Genomic DNA, 21933 nt, shown 5'->3' with positions numbered 1-21933 from the left:
ACACTGCGCTTGAGAACAGCCAAGACGTTGTAGGCCAGCACCGCCGAGGCAAAGCCCAACAAGGCCGCCCGCGGAGAACCGAGGCTTTCGATTTCACTGTCCAGTACCGACTCGAGACGCTGGAACATCCCTTCGATACTCCAGCGGCGACGGTACAAATCGGCGATCTGCTCGGCGCTGATGGTGTCGGGCAAGTTGCTCCAGAACCACATCACCGAGTCGCCTGATTCGGTAGCTGTTTGCAGGTTCAGTTCAACTCGGCGCCAGCGGTGGCCGCCGTTGAGTTCGATGGTTTGTTCGCGCACTGTTCCGGCTTCGACGGGCACCGGTTCTTGCCAGTCGCTTTCCTGAATCAACCGTGGATGTTTGCTGGGCTGGCGAATAATGAACGAAGCGCTCGCTTCCTCGCAGGCCTGCATCACAGGCAGCGTGCAATAAAGCCGATCCGCCATCCACAGCTGCCCCTCACTGGCGCGGGCCAACAACGGCAACACGCCGACACGCTCACTCGCGTAGGCATCCTCGCAAGGCTGCAAGTCGACGATCTGATCCAGGTCAGGATCGTAGACCACCACGGAAAACCCTGGCCGAGCCGCACCTCGTTCACGCCGCAAAGCCCCCAGACGTTTTTCGGTAGAAGGCAAGTGGTTGCCGTCAACAACGCGCAGTTGCCAGCCGGGCAAAACGGCTGAATAGCCCAACTCTTCTATCGTCGGAGCCAAGCGCTCTGCGCTACCGGTGACCAAGGCCCGCAGCAGCGCAGGTTCTGTGCGACTGACCTTGTCATACAGCGCCGCCAAGGTCACCGGCAGATGCTCCATCTGGCGGGCAGCCGCATGCAAGGAAGGCCGTAAGCCCAATGAAACAAGGGACATCAGCTCAACGATGGTCGAAAACAAAAGCTCCCGTGGGTACTGGCGTTGACGTTGTTCCTCGAACACCTGATCGACCCATGCGGCAGGAACAGCCTGCTCCAGTATCAACTTGGTCATGACACTGGCCGGCGTCTTTTGCTCAAACCGCGCTAGAACTTCTGCCCACATCGTTTTCGTCACCCTGACTGGAATTTTGGGAGAGTTTAAACGAAGACCTTGAAAGGGCTGGCTGTAAAAGCGAAACCGCCAGTCGCCGTTACCGCAAAAACGGATATGCCCCCGATCAAATAAACCGCCCCACCAAATAGAAAACGCCCCAAACAAGTCAGGGCGCTTTATCAAAAGAGCAATTACTTCTCAGCGCGTGCCTTCAGGGCTTTCAAAGTATTAAACGGCGCATCCACCACAAACTTGTTGGCCACCATCGACGGAATGCTACCGCCCGGCTCGGTATGCACCTGATAGGTCACCTCAACCTGATCGCCCTTGGGCACAAACTTCCAGAAACCATCGACCTTGGTAACCCGGACGAAGCCTTTTTCTTCAGGAATGTACTTCGGCACACCTTCGAGTTTGCGGGTCAGGCTGCCATCAGCACCCTCGATGGTGGTGACATGCAACACCGAGTCACGCGCGGTCACCGGCCAAGGCGTATTGAACTGGGTGTAGGTCCAGTTTTGATCGCCTTCGTGCTTGAGCAACTTCTGGGTTTTGCAGTCGTGAATCCAGGCGCAAGCGCCTGACACGTCTTCCTGCAGCGCGCGCAGTTTGGCGATGGTGGTCTTCATCAGGGTGATGCCCTGGTAAGCCTTGTAATCGGAGCCAGCCACTTCACTCAAGGAAACCTTGATGCCGTCTTCGTTCTTGGCAACTTTCCAGTCTTCTGCCTGAGCGGCCGTGGAAGCCAGCAAAACCGTCAAACCACACAGCACAGCCATACGTTGCAGCGAACCCATAGTCTTATTCCTTATTGTTGAAGATCCGTTCGTTGAACACATCACGCCGCCGTCATTTGCTCCCACCAACCCAACAATTTGATCGCTTCGTCACGGCTGCTTCCGCAGACTTCGATGTCGGCTTCAAACGCCGAACACACTGCAGGACGTTCCGGTTTGCCGAAAATGCCGCACAGGTTATCGACAGAGAGTTGTACGCAACGTTCTCCCGCCGGCTTGCCATTGGGCATGCCGGGAATCGGTGAACTGATGGAAGGGGCAATGCAACAGGCGCCACAGCCTTCACGGCATTTCATGACGACGAGCTCCTCGACGGGCGATGTGTTAAAGGACGTGGCACAGAGTAACCGCTAAAACGCTTGTTTAAAATTGTCTGGACCCTGGTTTTTTCGCTTAAACGAGCGTGACTGACCAGTCTCCGACAAAGCGTCTGGCCAGCGGGTCACGAACGGGAAGAAATTATCGTTTGAACTCGAATTCCAGAGCTGCGCCTTCGACTTCACGGCGCTCTTCGTTGCGCAGTTGCAACTTCATTTCGTTGCTGATCAGCCTTCCGTTGAGCTGAAATGGAGAGCTGCCGGTCTTGTCACCAAACATTTGTGGCAATACCGCATCGTGTCGGGGCAACGCTACCGTACCGATCGGTTTCAGTTCCTCGACCATGCCTTGGGGCAGGCTCAAATCCAGGTCGGCCGAAGGGAGTTTGGTTTTCACGACCTCACTGGCGGGTTTGGACTTGGAGGCAATCGGCGGTCGTTTTTTCACCGGGGCCGCTTTCTTTTTGACCGGTGTGGCTTTTTTAGCGGGAACCGGCTGTTTCGACGTGGCGCTGGCTGTCGGTTTTTCCTGAACGGAAGCCGCCATGACGGTTTCCGCCTGGAAGGTCATCAGCAGGCAGAGCGATAGCCAAACGGCGGGAAAAATCGATTTCATGGACCCAACAGCGCAAACGGCAGGAGGCCATATGCTCGCCTGTTGCACGCAACAAGACAAGCACGGACAGGAACAACCTGTCCGCCCCTTCAAAAGCCGCCGACCATCTCCTGACAGAGTTGGGTGGCGAGCATGCCCAGGGTCATCAATGCACGCTCGGCTTCACGGTTCCAAGGTGTGCCGCAGTTCAGTCGAATGCAGTGGTTGAACTGCTCGGTGTTACTGAAAATCAGCCCCGGTGCGATGCTGATGCCCTGCTGCAACGCACGAACGTGCAGCTCCTGCGTGTTGACCCGCCCCGGCAGGCTGACCCACAGAATGAAGCCGCCGGTCGGCCGGGTCATCTGCGTGCCCTCCGGGAAGTATTGCTGCACCGCCAGCTGGAAAGCGCTGAGGTTCTTGCGGTACTCCTGACGGATGTAGCGCAAATGCCGGTCGTAACCACCGTTCTCCAGGTACGCCGCAATGCCCATCTGCGTGACGCTGCAGGCCGAATGGGTGCTGAAGGTCTGCAAACGCTGGATTTCCTGCTGGTACTTGCCGGCAATCATCCAGCCGATCCGCACGCCCGGCGACAGGGTTTTGGAAAAGCTGGAGCAATAGATCACCCGATCCAGCCGATCGTAGGCTTTAAGTGATTTGGTGCGACCCTGCTCGAACATCAGTTCGCCGTAGATATCGTCTTCGACAATCTGGATATCGAAATCCGAGGCCAGGCGCAGCAGTTGCTTCTGCCGCTCTTCGGGCATGGTGCCGCCCAATGGATTGCTCAGACGAGTGGTCAGCACCAGCGCCTTGATCGACCACTGGTTGGCCGCCAGCTGCAAAGCTTCGAGGCTCATGCCGGTGGCCGGATCGCTCGGGATCTCGATAACCTTGAGGCCCAGCAGGTCAGCCAGTTGCAGCAAACCGTAGTAGGTCGGCGACTCGGCGGCGATCAGGTCGCCCGGACGGGTCAGCACACGCAGGGACATCTGCAACGCATCAACGCAGCCGTGAGTAATCACCACTTCCGACGGATCGACCACCACGCCGGCATCGCGCATGCGGATCGCCACTTGTCGGCGCAACGGTTCGAAACCCGGGCTGAACATGTAGCTGAACGCCCGCGGGCTATGAAAACGGGTGACTTTGGCCAGTTGCTGATGCAGCGCCCGCACCGGCAGATAATCAACACTCGGTACGGCCGCGCCCAAGGGAAACACACCCTCGCGGCGGGATTCGACCAGAACTTGTTGGATGATGCTGCTGCGAGTGACCAGACCTGGACGCTCGACCCGAGCGATGTCCGGTGTCGGCGCGGTCAGGGCCGGAGTCTGGTGCACGTAGTAACCCGACTGCGGCCGGGCGCGGATCAGCCCCTGATCCTCGAGATTGGCGTAAGCCTGCAACACCGTCGCATGGCTGACGTTGAGCTGTGAACTCATCTTGCGCACCGAAGGCACGCGCTCCCCCGGTTGATAGACGCCACGGCGGATGTCTTCGGCCAGTTGTTGAGCAATACGTTGGTAAAGCAAGAGATTGGTCATGACGCAGCACTCGATTTCACGGGCATTTTATTCTTGTGCGAAACAATACCGGAACAGTTTAGAAGTGTACTGGGACAGTTGCCACAATAGTCGACCGTACAGTGCAGTGTCAGCAAAAACTGTACTGTTTTTTAGAGTTGATCAGCAGGCGTAAAAAAACCCGGCGCTGGCGGGCAGGCCGGGTTTTCCAGTGACGCAGCCCTTAACGGGCAGCGCCGAGCTGGCCTTTTTCGTCAGAAAACACAATTTCTACCCGACGGTTCTGTGCACGTCCCCGTTCGGAGGCGTTCACGTCGACCGGATATTCATCGCCGTAGCCTTCGACCTGAATGCGTTTATCGTCGATGCCCAAATCCATCAGCACGTCTGCCACCGATTGCGCACGGTCACGGGACAGCTTGAGGTTTTCCTGCTTGCCACCGGTACTGTCGGCATACCCTTCGATGCGCACTACGCGCTTGGGGTTGAGCTGCAGGAACTGCACGATCTTCAACACCACGCGATTCGCCGAGCTTTTCAACTCCGCTTCGCCCGTGTCGAACAGCACGTCGCCCAAGGTCATCACCAGGCCGCGGTCAGTCTGGGTGGTCGCCAACGCGACAATCTGTTCTTCGAGCCACTTGCCCTGCTGCTGCACGCTGAGCAGTTTGGATTCGCGCAGGGCCAGCTGCAGACGCTGACGCTCCAGTTCGAGCTTCGCCGCACGTTCCTCGTTGAGCACCTGATTGGTGTGTTCGCGCGCGATTTCGCTATAGCGTTCACTCAGGTAAGCGTAATGCAGCACGTCCGATCCACTGCCCCAATAGCTGGACAGACGATCGGCACGGGCTAGCGACTCACCGGCGCGAATCACGTCCTTGGGCGCGATTCGCAGCACGTTGGAATCTTCCTTGACCTTCTGAAAGTCAGTACTGGCCTGCTGCAACGCGGCCTCGCTGTGCTGACCGGCACAACCATAGAGGCTGGCGCAGCCTGCCAGGATCAAACCGCCCAATGCTTTGGTCTTGAGGCTCATTGGGCATCTCCCAGTTGCTTGCGCAGGCGAGTGATGCGGGTGTTGAGCACGTTCAACTGCTCCTCGCTCTTGAGGGTCAGAACCCGGGCTTCGGCCAGTCGCGCGTCTAGCTCGGCCTGCTCGGCCCGCATGCGCGCGTTCTTGAAGGATTGGTCGTTCATGCTGCCCTTGGCGCGGTTGAACTTGTCTTCGGCCAGTTTCATTTCCGGCACGTCGGCGGCGGTGGCGCCCACCGCCTTGGCCTGCTCGAGTGCCTGTTCGGTCAGGCGCAATTGTTCATTCGGCGCCGGATCGGCTGCACAACCCGCCAGAGCCAGAACGGCCAGGGCAACGAAAAGAGGTCGAATACTCACTAAAAATCCCTACTGTTTTGGGGTACTGACAGGTGGTTGCTGCGGCTGTGAGAGCTGCGCCTTCCAGCGCTCGATATTGCGTTGCAGCACGGCTTCCGTCAGTCCGGACGCGGGCAATTCTGTCATCTTTTTGGCCAGCTGTCCGCGCAACCACGGATCGTTGCAGGCGGAGTTGTGGGAAACCGCGAGGAACAAGCCGGGTTTGTCGATCGGTTGTGGGCGGGCGACCAGGTCGTTGGCCAGGTGAAGTGTCTGCGCGGCCGCCATGCCCGAATAGCGTCCGGCAAGGACAAATTCCACCTCGCCCAGCAGCAATTTCTGAAAGGCCTGGGTCAGGTTAGGTGTACGTGCGAGGGTCAATTGCTGCTGGGCGAACACACCAAATGCCTGGGTCATACGAGACTTTTCCGACAGCGCGCCGGGATGACCGTGAAGGTCCTGCGCTTCGTTGTAGACCAGCGTCGAGTCTTTGCGGGTCCAGACCAGATAATCGTTTTCCAGTAACGGAGGATGAATGTAATCCAGAGTGTCCAGTTCACTGACCGTCAATGACGCATCCGCCAGCATGTCCATTCGCCCACTGCGCACTTCGTCCAGGGCCTGGGAGCGTTTGCCGGCGTAAAGCAGTTCGACCTTGATCCCCAACTCCCCCGCCACCTGCTGCAACAGGTCGGCACTGGCGCCGATCAGATGCTTGGGGTGTTGCGGGTCTTGCCACAGGTACGGCGGCGCATCCGGACTGCCGGTCACCACCAGGCGTTCGCACTTGCCCGCGGCGACGGACAGCGCCGGCAACACTGTCAGACCCAGCAGCAATGACCAGCCGTAAACGCGGCGCAGATCCATGGCGACACTCTCCCACTCAAATCCGGAACAAAAAAAAAGCCCGACCAAAAGGTCGGGCTCTTTATAAGTCAGGCCGCTGGATTAGACCAGCTTCTCGAACTCAGGGATGGCTTCGAACAAGTCCGCCACCAGGCCGTAATCGGCCACCTGGAAGATCGGCGCTTCTTCGTCCTTGTTGATCGCAACGATCACTTTGGAGTCTTTCATGCCGGCCAGGTGCTGGATCGCGCCGGAGATACCGACGGCGATGTACAGCTGTGGCGCAACGATCTTGCCGGTCTGACCGACCTGCATGTCGTTGGGTACGAAACCTGCGTCGACCGCAGCGCGGGAAGCGCCGACAGCAGCGCCCAGCTTGTCAGCCAGGGCGTACAGGTGTTTGAAGTTGTCGCCGTTCTGCATGCCGCGCCCGCCGGAAACGACGATCTTGGCAGCGGTCAGTTCCGGACGATCGGATTTGGCCAGTTCTTCGCCGACGAAGCTGGAAATACCCGCATCGTGAGCAGCGCCAACGGCTTCAACCGAAGCCGATCCACCTTCAGCGGCAACCGGATCGAAACCGGTAGCACGCACGGTGATCACTTTAACTGCAGCGTTCGATTGAACGGTCGCAATCGCGTTACCGGCGTAGATCGGGCGCTTGAACGTGTCAGCGCTTTCGACCGAGATGATCTCGGAGATCTGGTCAACGTCCAGCTGAGCGGCAACGCGCGGCAGGATGTTTTTGCCGTTGGAAGTAGCGGCAGCCAGGATGTGGCTGTAGCCCTTGCCCAACTCGGCGACCAGAGGAGCAACGTTTTCCGGAAGCTGATGCGCGTAAGCAGCATTGTCAGCAGACAGGACTTTGCTCACGCCAGCGATTTTCGCAGCGGCTTCAGCCACGGCGCCAGCGCCCTGACCTGCCACCAGAACGTGGATGTCACCACCGATTTTAACGGCGGCCGCCACGGTGTTCAGCGTGGCCGGGGCCAGCACTTTGTTGTCGTGTTCAGCAATAACCAAGATAGTCATTTAGATTACCTTCGCTTCGTTCTTGAGTTTTTCAACCAGTTCAGCCACCGACTTGACCTTGATACCCGCGCTGCGTGCAGCTGGCGCTTCGACTTTCACGGTCTTGTTGGTGGAGGCGGTGGAAACGCCCAAAGCATCCGGAGTCAGCACTTCGAGAGGCTTCTTCTTGGCTTTCATGATGTTTGGCAGGGACGCGTAACGCGGCTCGTTCAAACGCAGGTCGGTGGTGACGATGGCCGGCAGTTTCAGGGAAACCGTCTGCGCGCCGCCGTCGACTTCGCGAGTCACGGCAACGCTGTCGCCACTGATTTCGACTTTGGACGCGAACGTGCCCTGACCGTAGCCGCTCAATGCCGCGAGCATCTGGCCGGTCTGGTTGTTGTCGCTGTCGATGGCTTGTTTGCCAAGGATCACCAGCTGAGGCTGTTCCTTGTCGACAACAGCCTTGAGCAGCTTGGCAACGGCCAGCGAAGTCAGGTCTTCAGCGGATTCGACGAGGATGGCGCGGTCGGCACCCAGAGCCAGCGCGGTGCGCAGTTGCTCTTGAGCGGTGGACGGGCCGATGGAGACGACGACGATTTCAGTCGCAACACCTTTCTCTTTCAGGCGTACGGCTTCTTCCACTGCGATTTCGCAGAACGGGTTCATCGACATCTTGACGTTGGCGAGGTCGACGCCGGAATTGTCCGCCTTGACGCGAACCTTGACGTTGTAATCCACAACGCGTTTGACAGCTACAAGAACCTTCATGGATTCCTCGTTACTCTCCGGTGAAAAGAAAGTCGCCTAGGCGAACCTGGCGGTTTGATGCTCATCGGCGCAAGGGCACCTCTAAAAACGCTGGCAAAGGTGTCAAGTGACAAGCGCTCACGATGAAGATGACCGTTCGTCAGTGGTGACTGACGAGTCATTCATTATCGCGGCGTGTAAACTGCGCGCCGGAACCTGCGCTGCGCATCACCTTGTACTGCCATCGCCCTGTCTTTAGAGGTGCTCTTGAAACCAACAGTCAGCCTACGGCGAGCGCAAAACCGACCGTATCTTGACCGGAACGCCTATTCCGGTCAATACGGCAAAATGGCCAGTCATAAGCCGCGTGACTTTGATTTCTCTGGCTTTGAGCCGATTCAAACAAACGTTTGTATTGGACGCTAGGAGTGGTGTAGATATAATGCGCCACCTTAGAGAGAAAGGTGGCTCATCGATTGTCCTCTTCCTGCATTGCGCAGGAATTCATGGATGCGACACCAAACCTCCAATTAGAAAAAAAAACTGTTGAGCCTTGAGTAGGAGATAACCTGTGGAACGCGAATACATGGAATTCGACGTGGTCATCGTCGGTGCCGGCCCCGCTGGTCTTTCCGCCGCCTGCCGATTGAAGCAGAAGGCCGCCGAAGCCGGTAAGGAAATCAGCGTCTGCGTGGTCGAAAAAGGCTCCGAAGTCGGTGCTCACATCCTGTCCGGCGCCGTGTTCGAACCACGCGCCCTGAACGAATTGTTCCCTGACTGGAAAGAACTCGGCGCCCCGCTGAATACACCAGTCACCCGCGATGACATCTTCGTTCTCAAGAACGCCGACAGCGCGCAAAAGATTCCTGACCTCTTTGTGCCCAAGACCATGCACAACGAAGGCAACTACATCATCTCCCTGGGCAACCTGTGCCGCTGGCTGGCCCAGCAGGCCGAGAACCTGGGCGTGGAAATCTACCCAGGCTTCGCCGCTCAGGAAGCACTGTTCGACGAAAACGGCGTAGTTCGCGGGATCATCACCGGCGACCTGGGCGTTGACCGCGAAGGTAACCCGAAAGAAGGCCTGTACACCCCGGGCATGGAACTGCGTGGCAAGTACACGCTGTTCGCCGAAGGTTGCCGTGGCCACATCGGCAAGCAACTGATCAAGCGCTTCAACCTCGACAGCGATGCCGACGCCCAGCACTACGGCATCGGCCTGAAAGAAATCTGGGAAATCGACCCGGCCAAGCATCAACCAGGCCTGGTGGTCCACACCGCCGGCTGGCCGCTGGATATCATGGGCACCGAGAACACCGGTGGATCGTTCCTCTATCACCTGGAAAACAATCAGGTCGTAGTCGGTCTGATCGTCGATCTTTCCTACAGCAACACCTTCCTGTCGCCGTTCGACGAGTTCCAGCGCCTCAAGCATCACCCGGTACTCAAGCAGTACCTGGAAGGTGGCAAGCGCATCAGCTACGGCGCTCGCGCCATCTGCAAAGGCGGCCTGAACTCGCTACCGAAAATGGTCTTCAAGGGCGGCGCGCTGATCGGTTGCGACCTCGGCACCCTGAACTTCGCCAAGATCAAGGGCAGCCACACCGCGATGAAGTCCGGCATGCTCGCCGCTGAATCCGTGGCCGAGGCGCTGTTCGCTGAAAAAGACGGCACCGAAGAGCTGACCACTTACGTCGACGCGTTCAAGAAGAGCTGGCTCTACGACGAACTGTTCGCCAGCCGCAACTTCGGTCCGGCGATCCACAAGTTCGGCGCCATCGTCGGCGGCGGCTTCAACTGGCTCGACCAGAACATCTTCGGCGGCAAACTGCCGTTCACCTTGCACGACACCAAGCCGGATTACGCTTGCCTCAAGCTGGCGGCCGACTGCAAGAAGATCGACTACCCGAAACCGGACGGCAAGCTCAGCTTCGACAAACTCAGCTCGGTGTTCATCTCCGGTACCAACCACGAAGAAGAACAGCCCTGCCACCTGAAGCTGACCGACCCGAGCATCCCGATCGCCAAGAACCTGCCGCTCTACGATGAGCCTGCCCAGCGTTACTGCCCGGCCGGCGTATACGAAGTGGTGACCAAGGAAGACGGCGAGAAGCGCTTCCAGATCAACGCCCAGAACTGCGTTCACTGCAAGACCTGCGACATCAAGGACCCTGCACAGAACATCACCTGGGTGGCGCCGGAAGGCTCCGGCGGCCCGACTTACCCGAACATGTAAGTCGAACGGCTGAACATCAAGGCTCCCGAAATGGGGGCCTTTTTGTTGTCCGAAATTCAGGAATCACTACCGCCAATTGTAGGAGCAAAGCTTGCTCGCGATAGCGGTGTGTCAGACGACGACAATGGTGGATGACACAACGCTATCGCGAGCAAGCTTTGCTCCTACAAGGGATCAGCGTGTGTCAGGCAGCGCGTTCGTCACCGGGACTACGCTCGAAGTAGCGCTTGTATTCGCGACTGAACTGCGACGTACTTTGATACCCGACCCGATGCGCCACCTGCGCCACGCCCAGACCTTCGGCCACCAGCAACGTCTGCGCCTTGAGCAAACGCAAGCGCTTCAAGTACTGCACTGGCGACAACAAGGTGCTGCGCTTGAAATGCTCATGAAAGGTCGACGCACTCATGTTCGCGCAACTGGCCAGGGTTTCGACATTCAGCGGTTCGGTGTAATGCGCATGCAGATGGCTGAGCGACGCCGCGATCCGGGCGAATTGCCCCTGCTGCTCGACCAGCGCCCGCAGCACATCGGCTTGCGGCCCGCGCAAGGCGACGAACAACAACTCACGCAATCGCGCCTGCCCCATGACCTGGCATTCCAGCGGATCGTGCAGGCAACGCAGCAGCCGTTCAACACAACCACGCATCGCATCGTCGAGCACTGCCGAGGTCATGGACGCTGGCGTTTGCGCCGCAATACTACGCCCCGGTGCCAGCCCCATGGCCAAGACCAGCTCACCGAGCAACACCCGGTCAATGGCGATGGAAACACCCAGCATCGGGCCGTCGGGGGCTGAAAACGTCTCGCATTCGAACGGCACCGGCAATGCCTGAATCAAATAATGCCCGGCGCCGTACTCCAGCGTACGCGGCCCCAGATACGCCAGTTTGCTGCCTTGGGCGATGATGACCAGACTCGGCTCGTAAATCTGCGGGCCGCGAGCCACATCACAACTGGCCCGCAAAACCTGCACACCCGGCAACGCCGTGGAAGCGAAACCGTCGCGATTAGTCAAAGGCTGAATCAGCGAAACCAGCGTGGCATTGGCATCCAGATGACGGGTCAGCAACATGAGGGCTCTTCACAAAAAAGTCGCGGATTAGGGATGAAAGCATCATCGCAGGTCTGATGGCCAATGCGACCCATTGAAGGCTGATGCCGGAGGATTAGGCATGACACCCGGAGGAATCGCCATGGCCGGTGGCCGGTGCGGCGCCCAGAATGCGCCACCTCACCCGTCACAGCTTTTGCGAGGTTCATCATGTACACCGCCATCGGATACGCCGCCCAGTCGGCCACCACTCCCCTCGCCCCCGTGAAATTCGAGCGCCGCACCCCACGTGCTGACGACGTTGCGATCGATATTCTCTACTGCGGCGTCTGCCATTCCGACATCCATCAAGCACGCAACGAGTGGGGCATTGCCGTTTACCCACTGATGCCCGGCCACGAGATCGTAGGCAAAGTTACCGCCGTCGGTGCGAACGTCACCCAACATAAAGTCGGCGATCTGGTCGGTGTCGGCTGCATGGTTGATTCGTGCCGCAGCTGCGAAGCCTGCCAGTCGAACCTCGAGCAATACTGCCTCGAAGGTCCGACCATGACCTACGCCACCCCGGACCGCGTCGATGGCAGCAACACCATGGGCGGCTATTCCGACAGCATCGTGGTCAGCGAACACTTCGTGGTGCGCATCCCCGAGAAACTCGACCCGGCCAGCGCCGCGCCGATTCTCTGCGCCGGCATCACCACCTATTCGCCACTCAAGCACTACGGCGTGAAGGCGGGTGACAAGGTCGGGATTCTCGGCATGGGCGGCCTCGGCCACATGGGCATCAAGTTCGCCAAGGCGATGGGCGCCGAAGTCACGCTGTTCACCCGCTCGGCGAGCAAGGCTGAAGAAGGTCGTCGCCAGGGTGCGGACCACGTGATCGTGTCCACCGATGCCGAACAGATGAAGGCCGCCGCAGGACATTTCGACTTCCTGCTGGACACCATTCCGGTGCAACACGACCTAAATCCCTACCTCGATACGTTGCGTTTCGACGGCGTGCACATTCTGGTGGGCTTGATTGAACCGATCGACCCACCGGTCCACGCTGCCAAACTGGTATTGGGCCGTCGTGTGCTGGCCGGCTCGCTGATCGGCGGCATTGCCGAAACCCAGGAAGTGCTGGATTTCTGCGCCGAACACAACATCACCTGCGACATCGAAATGCTCGACATCCGCCAGATCAACGAGGCTTACGCCCGCATGATCGCCGGTGATGTGAAGTATCGCTTCGTCATCGACATGGCCACGCTGAAGGTCTAAACCTTAGCGCCAAGCTCCGCCGAAAGCCGAGCCGTGACCCCTTTGATCAGGGGAATCAGCTCGGCCATTTTCTCCAGCGGCATATACGGCACGGTGCTGGCGATGCTAATGCCGGCAACGATGCGCTTGCTGGCATCACGGATCGGCGCCGCCACGCAGCGGATCGACGGTTCGTTATCTTCCAGATCGAACGCATAACCGCCCGCCACATACTCGACCATGCGCTGCTGAAACTGCTCCCAGGACTGCTCCGGGTGCTGTGGCCAGAACTGATTTTTCCCACCCGCCGGCAAGCTGACTTCGTACAGCCGCTGCCATTCTTCCTGCGTGTCATCGAGCATCAGCGCCTTGCCGATCCCGGTGCGCGCCAACGGCATGCGATGGCCGACCCGCGAACGCATTTCAGGGCCATTGCGCCCCGGATTCTTGTGCAGGTACAGCACCTCGTCGCCTTCACGAATCGCCAGGTGAATGGTGTCGCCGGTCAACGCCGACAATTCATCCAGATACGGCCCGGCCAATGTCACCAGCGGCAATTCTTCACGCGCCTGGAAGCCCAGCTCGATCAACTTCGGCCCCAACAGATAACCGACTTGCGGCACCACGCGCAGATAACGCTCGTCCACCAGGCAACTGGCCAGACGATGAGTGGTGCTGCGCGTCGTGCCGATCAGCCGGGCGATCTCCTTGAGATCGCGGGCACCACTGGCCACGGCCTGAACCACACCCAAACCACGAAGCAGTGTCTGGGTGCCGGTCGGGGCGGCGTCCTTGGCGATTTTTGGGGCGTCTTCCTGCATATCCAGCCTTTACCGTTGAGCGAGTGAACGGGCGGCATTATGGTCGCCCGCATGCCGCCACTACAACTTGATACGCTCGACTTTGCCGACCAGCAAGATGTAGGAAAGTGCGCCAATCAACGCCAGAACGGAGATATAGGTGATCGCCGGAGCGAACGAATCACCGGTAGCCAGGAAACCGATGACGATCGGCGTGGTAATCGCCGACAGGTTGCCGATGAAGTTGAACACCCCACCGGTCAACCCGAGCAATCGCGCCGGGGCCAACGTTGACACCAGCGACCAGGTGATCGAAGCCAGCCCGTTACCGAAGAACGCCAACGCGAGGAAGGCAATCACCAGCGGGGTCGACTCGACGAAGTTGGCGCCGATGATCGAGGTGGAAATCAGCAGGCCGCCAATGATCGGCAACTTGCGGGCGAAACCCACGGTGTAGCCGCGGCGGATCAACCAGTCGGAAAAGAACCCCGAACAGAGCACACCGACGAAGGCGGCAAGAAACGGTAGCGACGCCAACAGGCCGGACTTGATGAAGTCCATACCGCGATATTTCACCAGGTAGGTCGGGAACCACGTCAGAAAAAACCACAACGTCGAGTTGAGGCAGAACTGGCCGAGGTAGATGCCCCACAACTTGCGCTTGGTCAGAACGATGCCGAGGTCGATCCAGCTGAATTTGGCTTTGACTTTGGCTTGTTCAGCCTGGATATCCACTAGTCCGCCGCCCTCGCGGATCAGGTCGATTTCGGCGTCATTGGCACCTTTGAAATCCCGCGGCTCGCGATACACCGCGTACCAGATCACTGCCCAGAGAATGCCCACCGCACCGGTGCTGACAAACACCATGTGCCAGCCATATTGATGCTGCAGCCAGGCCAATACCGGCGTCAGGAATGCCAGGCCGACGAATTGCCCGGAGGTATAGAAACCAATGGCCGTGGCGCGTTCACGCTCGGGGAACCAGGTGGTGACCACACGGCTGTTGATCGGGTAGGCCGGGGCTTCCAGCGCACCCACCGCCATGCGCAATACGAACAGCGCGATGAAACTGGCGGCGAAGCCGAGCATCACTGTGGCGATCGACCACAACAGCAGTGCGACGCTGTAGAGGATACGCGGTGGAACCCGATCCACCAGCCAGCCGCCGGGGATTTGCATGGCGGCGTAGGTCCAGCCGAACGCGGAGAAAATCAGCCCGACGTGGATCGGGTCGATGCCCAGTTCGCTGGTGAGTGCCGGGGCGGCAATGGACAGGTTGCTGCGGTCCAGATAGTTGATCACCACGGTGATAAACAGCAGCACCATGATGAAAAAACGCTTGCGACTGGGCGTCACCAACGACGCCTGCCCGGTGAGGGTTTGCGGTTGCATGGGGGAATGCCTCTTCTTATGTTTATTGAGGTCGATGTGAAATCAGGGTTTGCCGCAAATCTCCCTGTCCATGGAGATCAAACTGTGGGAGCCAGCCTGCTGGCGATAGCGGTGTGTCAGTCACCAAGAATGCTGGGGGTGCCGACCAAATCGCCAGCAGGCTGGCTCCCACAGGGATTTGCGGTGGGTCAGAGAGAACTCACCACTCGGCAAAACTGCCATCGGCATGGCGCCAGATCGGGTTGCGCCAGCGGTGGCCGACCTTCGCGCGTTCGATGACGTATTCCTCGTTGATCTCGATCCCCAGGCCCGGGCCATTGGGGATTTTCACGAAGCCTTTGTCGTAGTCGAACACCCGCGGATCCTTGACGTAATCCAGCAGGTCATTGCTCTCGTTGTAATGAATGCCCAGGCTCTGCTCCTGGATGAACGCGTTGTAGCAAACCGCATCCAGCTGCAAACACGCGGCCAGTGCAATCGGCCCCAACGGGCAGTGCAGCGCCAGCGCCACGTCGTAGGCTTCGGCCATGTTGGCGATCTTGCGGGTTTCGGTGATGCCGCCGGCGTGAGACGCGTCCGGCTGGATGATGTCGACGTAACCTTCGCTGAGCACACGCTTGAAATCCCAGCGCGAGAACAGCCGCTCGCCAAGAGCAATCGGGGTGCTGGTCAGCGGCGCCAGTTCTTTCAGCGCTTCGTAGTTTTCGCTGAGCACCGGCTCTTCGATGAACATCAATTTGTACGGATCGAGTTCCTTCATCAGCACCTTGGCCATGGGCTTGTGCACCCGGCCATGGAAGTCCACACCGATGCCGACGTTCGGGCCCACCGCATCACGCACGGCGGCGACGTTGGCCAGGGCCAGGTCGACTTTCTCGAAGGAGTCGAGGAATTGCAGCTCTTCGGTGCCGTTCATTTTCACTGCAGTGAAACCACGTTCGACGGCTTCTTTTGCAGCGCGAGCGGTATCCGCCGGGCGGTCGCCGCCGATCCACGAATAGACGCGAATTTTGTCCCGCACCTGCCCACCGAGCAGATCGCTGACTGACACACCCAAGGCCTTGCCCTTGATGTCCCACAACGCCTGGTCGATACCGGCCAGCGCGCTCATGTGGATCGCGCCGCCCCGGTAGAAGCCGCCGCGGTAAAGCACGGTCCAGATGTCTTCGATGTTGCGTGGGTCTTTGCCGATCAGGTAGTCGGACAATTCTTCAACGGCAGCGGCGACAGTGTGAGCGCGGCCTTCGACTACGGGCTCGCCCCAACCGGTCACGCCCTCGTCGGTTTCGACCTTGAGGAAGCACCAGCGCGGCGGAACGATGAAGGTGGTTAGTTTGGTGATTTTCATCTATTGCCTCTCTTATTAGATGCAGCGCTCGCAGCGCCAAAAAGACTTAACGCAATGCATTCCAGGCAGCGACATATGCCTTGGCGTTTACCGCCACTTCCTCAGGTGTCATGCCCGGTTTGAACAACCCGGAACCGAGGCCGAAACCTTTGACGCCCGCGTCGATAAACACCTGCATGTTGTCCGGCGTGATCCCGCCGACCGGCGCCAGAATCGTTCCCGCTGGCAGCACCGCGAGCCAGGCTTTGACGACTGCCGGGCCCATCTGCTCGGCCGGGAACATCTTCAGCACGTCCGCCCCTTCGGCCAATGCCGCAAAGGCTTCAGTCGGCGTCGCCACACCCGGCGACAAGAACAACCCCGCCGCTTTCGCAGCACGCAACACCTTGGCATCGCTGTGCGGCATGACGATCACCTGACCGCCCGCCGCTTTCACTTGTTCGACCTGCTCCGGCGTCAACACTGTGCCGGCACCGATCAGGCAATCGGCGGGCAAGGTACTGCGCAGGATGCGGATACTTTCGTACGGCTCAGGGGAATTAAGCGGCACTTCGATGACGCGAAATCCGGCGGCGTAAAGGACTTCGCCGATGGCTGCCGCTTCTTGCGGGCGCAGGCCACGCAAAATCGCGATCAGACCGTTTTGCGCCAATGCTTGCTTGAGCATGTCAGACCTCCAGTCAGGTTTAACGGGATGGGTTGGGTGTGATCAGTCCGGCGGCAACCGCCAACTGCCACAAGCCGCGTTCGGTGGCTTGTTCGGCCAGGGTCACCCGGGCAAATCCACAGGCGTCGAGCGCCCGGCGGTAGCGGGCACAGAGTTGGGCATTACCGATGAGGACGATCGAAGGCAGATGAACGCTGTTACGTCGGCGTCGCTGAACACTCGCCAACGCTGACAGTTCATGGCCGATCAACAGACCGGACAAGTAATCCGGTTGGGCGGTGGCGCTGAGCTCGCCAGTCAACCCGAGGCTGCGGGCACTGAACAATGTCGACAACGGCCCGATCTCGCCATCCGCCGACAGGGCCACCTGCACACCACGATCAAAGGCGTGGCCATCGAAGGACGCGCCCTTTTGCTGGGTGCGCCCCAAAATGCTGTGTTCGCTGAGCACGGCGAAGACTTCGCCGGTCATGAAGGTATCGAAATGCACGATGCAGCCTTCGGCCACTTCCACCCATTTCGAATGACTGCCCGGCAGGCCGATCAACAGATCGTTGCCCGCCTCGCCCGGTAGAGTTTGCAGGACACCGAGCACTTGGGTTTCTTCGCCACGCATCACGTTTGGCAAGCGAGACCGCTGAATCACGCCCGGCACGATATGCACATCGACACCGCGAAGACTGCGAACCGTTTGTAGGGAAGTTCCGAGATTGGCAACGTTCGCCGGCGTATCGCGGTAGGCCGCTTCACGCCAGCCTTGTGCGCTGCCGACCATGCCGCAAGCAATCACCGGCAAATCGGGCTGCGCGTCCAGCCAGTCACCGCAGGCCTCATCGAAGGCCAGTTCAAAACCGTCGGCACATTCCTGACCCGCGATCATTCGCGGCGTCCTGGGCAGCTGCATGATCCCCGACGACAGCGAACGCTGTTCGAGTACCTGGCCACCCGCGGCGAGTTTGTAAGCACGTAATGAGGTTGTCCCCCAATCGAGCGCGATCAATTGCGCCAGCATCGCTTCACCTGTTTTGTTTATTGGCAGTGAGTGAGCTGGACTATAAACCCGGACGCGCCTAAATCTCAATATATAAATATCACTCCCATATTGTGGGATATACAAGTGTGACAAGTTTTTCTACGGCGACGCTTTAAAATGCCGGGCCATTGCTGCCGTACACCCATTCAAGGAAGAAAAATGAAGATTGCTTCAAAGGCTCTGCTGTTATGCGGCGTGCTCTGGTCCATAGCGGCATTCAGCGCATCGAAAGACTTGAAGGTGGGCGATATCTGGGCCTACAAAAACCGACCGGGTGAGGACGTATCGACACTGACGATCCTGAAAATCGAAAATTATCCGAAACTGGGCAAGGTCGTTCACATCAGGGTCGATGGCTTTCGGATGATCAATCCGGTGACAGGCAATGAGTTCAACGACATGCCTCACCTGCCCTTCCAGGTAAAAGCCCTGGAACGCAGCATCACCCATCGCATTGGCGAAACTGCAGAGATTCCGGATTTCAGTCAGGGGTACGCGGCATGGCGAGCGGCCTTCGATGAAGGAAGGGCCGGGGCTTTCAAGATCACTGTGCGGCAAACACTCGATGGTTTGGTCAGTGGTAACTGGGAACTCAGTAATTGAACGAGTACGTTTCCTGCGTATGTTCGAGTCAGAGATGCGCGCTTTTACTGTTTAACAACCGCCTTCAAAAGCTCCTTGGTTGGTATGCGCATGACCTTTGAGAAGTACGTTTTGTACGTAGTGGTGTGAACTCTAAACACACATGAGATAAAATCACGTTTCCTCAAAAGCGGAGCCAAGGTTTCACCCTCCAGATAGTTCTCCCCTCCTTTCCCGTTTGCCGACTCACTAAAAATGACATTTGCCCGATATCGCAAAGATAAGTCTCCTGGCACAGATTCTACCAAACCAAAACCAGATCTTTTTATATGATGCGACTCAGCAAAATCCAAATCGTCTTCTAATGCACAGACAAGACCCTCGCCAATTTTAGACTTAAACAACTGGAGCACATCCACATCTGAAGTAAAATAAACCTGGTAAAGGCCAGTACTACGAAGTTCCGCGACACTGGAATATTCAAGTGTTGCTACAGGCTTCCCATGATTTAAAGAACAGGATGCACTCATCATTATTAAAAAAAACAGAAAAGCCTTGTGCATCCAGATTCACTCCCTGAAATAACTCAAAATCGACTCATTAAATATTTGCCGAGCTGCCTTACCGCCCGGTAACGGTTGCACGAACATCCTGTTTGCATCGGCGTGGTTGATATCCACCCGCCCCATTACGTCAGGCCCTTGTGTAACTTCCCACTGTTCACCGAAATCTGCGACCAGATCCGACACATTCCAGTCGACCGCAGCAGCCCGAATATTCACCCAGTAGTCGGCTTTGGGTTTTGGCTCCCGCCTATAAATACTTGAAATTCCGTAGACGATTTTCCCTTCACCGACTGGGTCAAGTGTTATTAACATCCTTACTTTGAACCCTCTGTCTGCCAGTACACTAGAGAGATGGGCACCATTCCAACCACCCAGACTATGACCAACAATATAAATAGCGGTAGAGCAATTAGGCATCCAACTCAACACATTCTTTTCAAGATCTTCATCACTTATAAACGCATTATAACTGAGCGCCCAGGATGGGCAGCGCTTTAAAATCTCCAATTGCTTTGCGTCGTCTACCGTGATCCGGCGAACATAATCAATATTATTATTTGGGCCTGTACCATAATAACTTTCCTGATCACCCGCACCACCAATAAAAAACACAACCAAGTCCCACAAAGCTACGGGAACCTGCTTAACAGACTGATCAGTCTTACACGTTAATGTGTGAGTTTTTATTTCCCTTTTTTTTGGTGATTCTTCTTTCGCCGCCAGTCCTTCAGCCGACTTCCCTATCACTCCACGAACAATTTAATGGTTTCAGCCAAATGGGAACTGACGGTATGGGTGAAGCCAACCGCATCAGTAATGCCATGTTCCTCGCTGAATGGTGTAGGGGTGATAAGGAATCGGCTTGCCGGTCGCCTCATTAACTACCTGCAATCTGTCTGTGAAATGCACTGGCATCGGTAGCAAACTGCTGAACGCCGCGCCTCCCCCGCTCTGACCGATGATCACAGTCCCGGAACCACCAACCACAACGTTGCCGTGACCTCCGGTGCTGTCGAGGGTTGCGGCATTGAGGCCGTCGATGAACACCGTGCCTGATACTGCACCAGTAATGGGGCTACCGCAGGCGGATTTATCCGTCATGCGGGCAGCGGCAAGACCATCGAAGAAAACGTCTGGTGATCCAGAGACTATTGGATTGGTGCCATGGCCCGGCAACGGACACGAGGTTGAGTCGGTTACACGAGCAGCTGGTTTTCCACTCAAGTCAAAGCTCCTTGCTGTTGAATTTTAAGGTGGTGGTAAAGATCGACGCGCCATTGGCTTTCGACACATTCGAACTATTAGCCGAATTCGTCGCGAAATTCAGGAGATGAATTAATGCCGAAGACATTGCAGGTATCATCCGTGAATATGCAAAAGTGCGCACAGAATGCCGGACTAGAGCGGTGCCGACAACTTATTCAGAGTCAGAGCGGGTAAACGATCACCGCCCCTCGGCAAACTCCCGCAACACCGCCCCATCCATCCGATATCGAACCCACTCTTCCTGCGGCTGCGCACCCAACGACTTGTAGAACTCAATCGCCGGTTTATTCCAGTCCAGCACGCTCCACTCAAATCGACCGCAATCATTGGCGCAGGCGATTTTCGCCAGGTGGCGCAGCAAGGTTTTACCGGCGCCGCCGCCGCGCTGATCAGGGGTGATGTAGAGATCTTCGAGGTACAGGCAGTTGCTGCCGAGCCAGGTGGAATAACTGAAGAAAAACACCGCGAAACCGATCGGCAAGCCGTCGCGCAAACAGATCAGGCCGTGGGCGGTGGCGCCTTCGCTGAACAGGCTGCGCTCGATGTCGGCGACGCTGGCGATGACTTCGTGGCGGGCACGTTCGTAGTCGGCCAGTTCGGTGATGAACCCGAGGATTTGCGGTGCATCGCTCGGGGTCGCCGGGCGGATCTCGATCGTCATGGACGTGCCTTCGTCAAAAGTTGAAAACGCCATACTAAGTCGGCAAGCAGCGCTCGTCACACTGGAAATTCAAAGCTGATCCATGGAGCATGTGTAGCCATTGCAAAAGACGTTTTCACTTAACAGGATGTTTATGAACACTGATGCTTTCGCGCCACTGCAACGCCTCGCTGCGCAACTGTTGCCCCACGCGCTGGAGCCGTCGGAAGATGGTGCCCATGATATTTCGCACTTGCAGCGGGTCTGGCACAACGTGCGTTCGCTTCACGCTGAAGAAGGTGGCGATCTTGAGGTGCTGCTCGCGGCCGTGCTTTTGCATGATTGCGTGGCGGTAGAGAAGAACTCGCCGTCGCGTTCTCAGGCGTCGTGGTTGGCCGCCGAGAAGGCATCGAAATTGTTGGCGGACATGGCCTGGCCAGACGCAAAAGTCAGCGCGGTTGCCCATGCCATCGAAGCGCACAGTTTTTCCGCCAACATCGCGCCAACCACGCTTGAAGCGAAAATCATGCAGGACGCCGACCGCCTCGATTCCCTCGGCATGCTCGGTGTGGCACGGACCTTTTACATCGCCGGACGTATGGGCAGCGCGTTGTACGACCCAGAGGATCCCGAGGCGAAGGCACGGGAATACGATGACAAACGTTTTTGCCTCGACCATTTCCAGACCAAACTGCTGCACCTGGCGGACGGATTCCAGACGACCACCGGCCAACGTCTGGCGCGGATTCGTCACGAACGCCTGAAGGGCTTCATGGAGCTGTTCAAGGAAGAAATAGGCGTCTGCTAAACGCATTACTCCGCCCAACACTAACCCTGAAATCAATAACCTCAGACCTAAC

The 21933-nt window shown here is 57.8% G+C and carries 23 protein-coding genes and 1 pseudogene; 4 read left to right on the top strand and 20 right to left on the bottom strand.

The annotated features are described in order from the left end of the window. From DFS28_RS24530 to DFS28_RS24485, 10 genes are all read right to left on the bottom strand, one after another. On the bottom strand, positions 1-992 hold a 992-nt coding region (locus tag DFS28_RS24530), incomplete at its 3' end, for an IS4 family transposase (protein ID WP_111451811.1). Between the two features lie 233 nt (positions 993-1225). Further along, positions 1226-1831, bottom strand: coding sequence for an START domain-containing protein (locus DFS28_RS24525; protein WP_111451810.1), 606 nt, complete (start codon positions 1829-1831; stop codon positions 1226-1228). A gap of 41 nt (positions 1832-1872) precedes the next feature. Beyond that, entirely contained in the window at positions 1873-2127 is a 255-nt protein-coding gene (locus DFS28_RS24520) for a YkgJ family cysteine cluster protein (protein ID WP_008146977.1), read from the bottom strand. A gap of 163 nt (positions 2128-2290) precedes the next feature. After that, entirely contained in the window at positions 2291-2764 is a 474-nt protein-coding gene (locus DFS28_RS24515; RefSeq protein ID WP_111451809.1) for a translation initiation factor 2, read from the bottom strand. An 89-nt stretch (positions 2765-2853) separates the two neighbouring features. After that, positions 2854-4293, bottom strand: coding sequence for a PLP-dependent aminotransferase family protein (locus DFS28_RS24510; RefSeq protein ID WP_008146981.1), 1440 nt, complete (start codon positions 4291-4293; stop codon positions 2854-2856). 202 nt (positions 4294-4495) lie between these two features. Continuing rightward, the gene (locus tag DFS28_RS24505) at positions 4496-5308 is read right to left on the bottom strand and encodes an OmpA family protein (protein WP_111451808.1); all 813 of its coding nucleotides are present in this window, start codon (positions 5306-5308) and stop codon (positions 4496-4498) included. Continuing rightward, positions 5305-5661 (bottom strand): DUF4398 domain-containing protein, encoded by a 357-nt coding sequence (locus DFS28_RS24500; RefSeq protein ID WP_111451807.1) that lies wholly within the window; start codon positions 5659-5661, stop codon positions 5305-5307. Before DFS28_RS24500 ends, DFS28_RS24505 begins: the two co-directional genes overlap by 4 nt. A gap of 9 nt (positions 5662-5670) precedes the next feature. Beyond that, positions 5671-6507, bottom strand: coding sequence for an ABC transporter substrate-binding protein (locus tag DFS28_RS24495; RefSeq protein ID WP_111451806.1), 837 nt, complete (start codon positions 6505-6507; stop codon positions 5671-5673). 81 nt (positions 6508-6588) lie between these two features. Beyond that, positions 6589-7518: an electron transfer flavoprotein subunit alpha/FixB family protein gene (locus DFS28_RS24490; protein WP_111451805.1), complete on the bottom strand. Its 930-nt coding sequence runs from the start codon at positions 7516-7518 to the stop codon at positions 6589-6591. Then, positions 7519-8268 (bottom strand): electron transfer flavoprotein subunit beta/FixA family protein, encoded by a 750-nt coding sequence (locus tag DFS28_RS24485; RefSeq protein WP_024164570.1) that lies wholly within the window; start codon positions 8266-8268, stop codon positions 7519-7521. A 550-nt stretch (positions 8269-8818) separates the two neighbouring features. On the opposite strand from DFS28_RS24485, the gene DFS28_RS24480 reads away from it, so the two are divergent. Further along, complete coding sequence (locus DFS28_RS24480; RefSeq protein WP_111451804.1) at positions 8819-10483, top strand: electron transfer flavoprotein-ubiquinone oxidoreductase; 1665 nt, start codon at positions 8819-8821, stop codon at positions 10481-10483. Between the two features lie 184 nt (positions 10484-10667). On the opposite strand, the gene DFS28_RS24475 is transcribed toward DFS28_RS24480, so the two are convergent. Continuing rightward, complete coding sequence (locus DFS28_RS24475) at positions 10668-11558, bottom strand: AraC family transcriptional regulator (RefSeq protein ID WP_111451803.1); 891 nt, start codon at positions 11556-11558, stop codon at positions 10668-10670. A gap of 189 nt (positions 11559-11747) precedes the next feature. On the opposite strand from DFS28_RS24475, the gene DFS28_RS24470 reads away from it, so the two are divergent. Next, on the top strand, positions 11748-12800 hold the full coding sequence (locus tag DFS28_RS24470) for an NAD(P)-dependent alcohol dehydrogenase (RefSeq protein WP_111451802.1): 1053 nt from the start codon (positions 11748-11750) through the stop codon (positions 12798-12800). On the opposite strand, the gene DFS28_RS24465 is transcribed toward DFS28_RS24470, so the two are convergent. The 5 genes from DFS28_RS24465 to DFS28_RS24445 form a co-directional block, all read right to left on the bottom strand. Continuing rightward, positions 12797-13600: an IclR family transcriptional regulator gene (locus DFS28_RS24465; protein WP_008152270.1), complete on the bottom strand. Its 804-nt coding sequence runs from the start codon at positions 13598-13600 to the stop codon at positions 12797-12799. The two genes, DFS28_RS24470 and DFS28_RS24465, sit on opposite strands and share 4 nt — an antisense overlap. 60 nt (positions 13601-13660) lie before the next feature. Continuing rightward, complete coding sequence (locus tag DFS28_RS24460; protein ID WP_056745425.1) at positions 13661-14971, bottom strand: MFS transporter; 1311 nt, start codon at positions 14969-14971, stop codon at positions 13661-13663. A 199-nt stretch (positions 14972-15170) separates the two neighbouring features. Further along, positions 15171-16319, bottom strand: a complete 1149-nt coding sequence (gene dgoD / locus DFS28_RS24455) for a galactonate dehydratase (protein ID WP_111451801.1) — start codon at positions 16317-16319, stop codon at positions 15171-15173. A 46-nt stretch (positions 16320-16365) separates the two neighbouring features. Beyond that, positions 16366-16986 carry a 2-dehydro-3-deoxy-6-phosphogalactonate aldolase gene (locus tag DFS28_RS24450; protein WP_095132093.1) on the bottom strand — a complete coding sequence of 207 codons (621 nt, stop codon included), beginning with the start codon at positions 16984-16986 and terminating at the stop codon, positions 16366-16368. Between the two features lie 19 nt (positions 16987-17005). After that, positions 17006-17998 carry a 2-dehydro-3-deoxygalactonokinase gene (locus DFS28_RS24445; protein WP_111451800.1) on the bottom strand — a complete coding sequence of 331 codons (993 nt, stop codon included), beginning with the start codon at positions 17996-17998 and terminating at the stop codon, positions 17006-17008. 180 nt (positions 17999-18178) lie between these two features. On the opposite strand from DFS28_RS24445, the gene DFS28_RS24440 reads away from it, so the two are divergent. After that, entirely contained in the window at positions 18179-18622 is a 444-nt protein-coding gene (locus DFS28_RS24440; protein WP_111451799.1) for a hypothetical protein, read from the top strand. A 44-nt stretch (positions 18623-18666) separates the two neighbouring features. Here the strand turns inward: DFS28_RS24440 and DFS28_RS30645 are convergent, their stop codons facing one another. The 4 genes and pseudogenes from DFS28_RS30645 to DFS28_RS24420 form a co-directional block, all read right to left on the bottom strand. Beyond that, the gene (locus DFS28_RS30645) at positions 18667-19164 is read right to left on the bottom strand and encodes a hypothetical protein (protein ID WP_178082229.1); all 498 of its coding nucleotides are present in this window, start codon (positions 19162-19164) and stop codon (positions 18667-18669) included. Between the two features lie 6 nt (positions 19165-19170). Beyond that, on the bottom strand, positions 19171-19914 hold the full coding sequence (locus tag DFS28_RS24430) for an alpha/beta hydrolase (RefSeq protein ID WP_256596904.1): 744 nt from the start codon (positions 19912-19914) through the stop codon (positions 19171-19173). Next, positions 19911-20391: pseudogene (locus tag DFS28_RS24425) on the bottom strand (PAAR domain-containing protein). The gene DFS28_RS24430 and the pseudogene DFS28_RS24425 overlap by 4 nt, the downstream one beginning before the upstream one ends. 220 nt (positions 20392-20611) lie before the next feature. Beyond that, positions 20612-21094, bottom strand: coding sequence for a GNAT family N-acetyltransferase (locus tag DFS28_RS24420; protein ID WP_111451798.1), 483 nt, complete (start codon positions 21092-21094; stop codon positions 20612-20614). Between the two features lie 133 nt (positions 21095-21227). Here DFS28_RS24420 and DFS28_RS24415 point away from each other — a divergent pair, with 133 nt between their 5' ends. Next, a complete protein-coding gene (locus DFS28_RS24415; protein WP_111451797.1) occupies positions 21228-21881 on the top strand; it encodes an HD domain-containing protein in 654 nt (217 codons plus the stop codon). The last annotated feature ends 52 nt before the right edge of the window (positions 21882-21933 follow it).

The sequence above is a fragment of the Pseudomonas sp. 478 genome, from assembly GCF_003254125.1.
In the GTDB taxonomy this organism is placed as follows: Bacteria; Pseudomonadota; Gammaproteobacteria; order Pseudomonadales; family Pseudomonadaceae; genus Aquipseudomonas.
The sequence above is the reverse complement of the archived record's forward strand: the minus strand, read 5'-3'. Positions and strand labels throughout refer to the sequence as shown.

What these genes read in the sequence shown, in the direction of transcription:
- DFS28_RS24525 (WP_111451810.1), bottom strand. Translation starts at nt 1,831, where the DNA reads ATGGGTTCGCTGCAACGTATGGCTGTGCTGTGTGGTTTGACGGTTTTG.
- DFS28_RS24520 (WP_008146977.1), bottom strand. Translation starts at nt 2,127, where the DNA reads ATGAAATGCCGTGAAGGCTGTGGCGCCTGTTGCATTGCCCCTTCCATC.
- DFS28_RS24515 (WP_111451809.1), bottom strand. Translation starts at nt 2,764, where the DNA reads ATGAAATCGATTTTTCCCGCCGTTTGGCTATCGCTCTGCCTGCTGATG.
- DFS28_RS24510 (WP_008146981.1), bottom strand. Translation starts at nt 4,293, where the DNA reads ATGACCAATCTCTTGCTTTACCAACGTATTGCTCAACAACTGGCCGAA.
- DFS28_RS24505 (WP_111451808.1), bottom strand. Translation starts at nt 5,308, where the DNA reads ATGAGCCTCAAGACCAAAGCATTGGGCGGTTTGATCCTGGCAGGCTGC.
- DFS28_RS24495 (WP_111451806.1), bottom strand. Translation starts at nt 6,507, where the DNA reads ATGGATCTGCGCCGCGTTTACGGCTGGTCATTGCTGCTGGGTCTGACA.
- DFS28_RS24490 (WP_111451805.1), bottom strand. Translation starts at nt 7,518, where the DNA reads ATGACTATCTTGGTTATTGCTGAACACGACAACAAAGTGCTGGCCCCG.
- DFS28_RS24485 (WP_024164570.1), bottom strand. Translation starts at nt 8,268, where the DNA reads ATGAAGGTTCTTGTAGCTGTCAAACGCGTTGTGGATTACAACGTCAAG.
- DFS28_RS24475 (WP_111451803.1), bottom strand. Translation starts at nt 11,558, where the DNA reads ATGTTGCTGACCCGTCATCTGGATGCCAATGCCACGCTGGTTTCGCTG.
- DFS28_RS24470 (WP_111451802.1), top strand. Translation starts at nt 11,748, where the DNA reads ATGTACACCGCCATCGGATACGCCGCCCAGTCGGCCACCACTCCCCTC.
- DFS28_RS24465 (WP_008152270.1), bottom strand. Translation starts at nt 13,600, where the DNA reads ATGCAGGAAGACGCCCCAAAAATCGCCAAGGACGCCGCCCCGACCGGC.
- DFS28_RS24460 (WP_056745425.1), bottom strand. Translation starts at nt 14,971, where the DNA reads ATGCAACCGCAAACCCTCACCGGGCAGGCGTCGTTGGTGACGCCCAGT.
- dgoD (WP_111451801.1), bottom strand. Translation starts at nt 16,319, where the DNA reads ATGAAAATCACCAAACTAACCACCTTCATCGTTCCGCCGCGCTGGTGC.
- DFS28_RS24450 (WP_095132093.1), bottom strand. Translation starts at nt 16,986, where the DNA reads ATGCTCAAGCAAGCATTGGCGCAAAACGGTCTGATCGCGATTTTGCGT.
- DFS28_RS24445 (WP_111451800.1), bottom strand. Translation starts at nt 17,998, where the DNA reads ATGCTGGCGCAATTGATCGCGCTCGATTGGGGGACAACCTCATTACGT.
- DFS28_RS24440 (WP_111451799.1), top strand. Translation starts at nt 18,179, where the DNA reads ATGAAGATTGCTTCAAAGGCTCTGCTGTTATGCGGCGTGCTCTGGTCC.
- DFS28_RS30645 (WP_178082229.1), bottom strand. Translation starts at nt 19,164, where the DNA reads ATGCACAAGGCTTTTCTGTTTTTTTTAATAATGATGAGTGCATCCTGT.
- DFS28_RS24420 (WP_111451798.1), bottom strand. Translation starts at nt 21,094, where the DNA reads ATGACGATCGAGATCCGCCCGGCGACCCCGAGCGATGCACCGCAAATC.
- DFS28_RS24415 (WP_111451797.1), top strand. Translation starts at nt 21,228, where the DNA reads ATGAACACTGATGCTTTCGCGCCACTGCAACGCCTCGCTGCGCAACTG.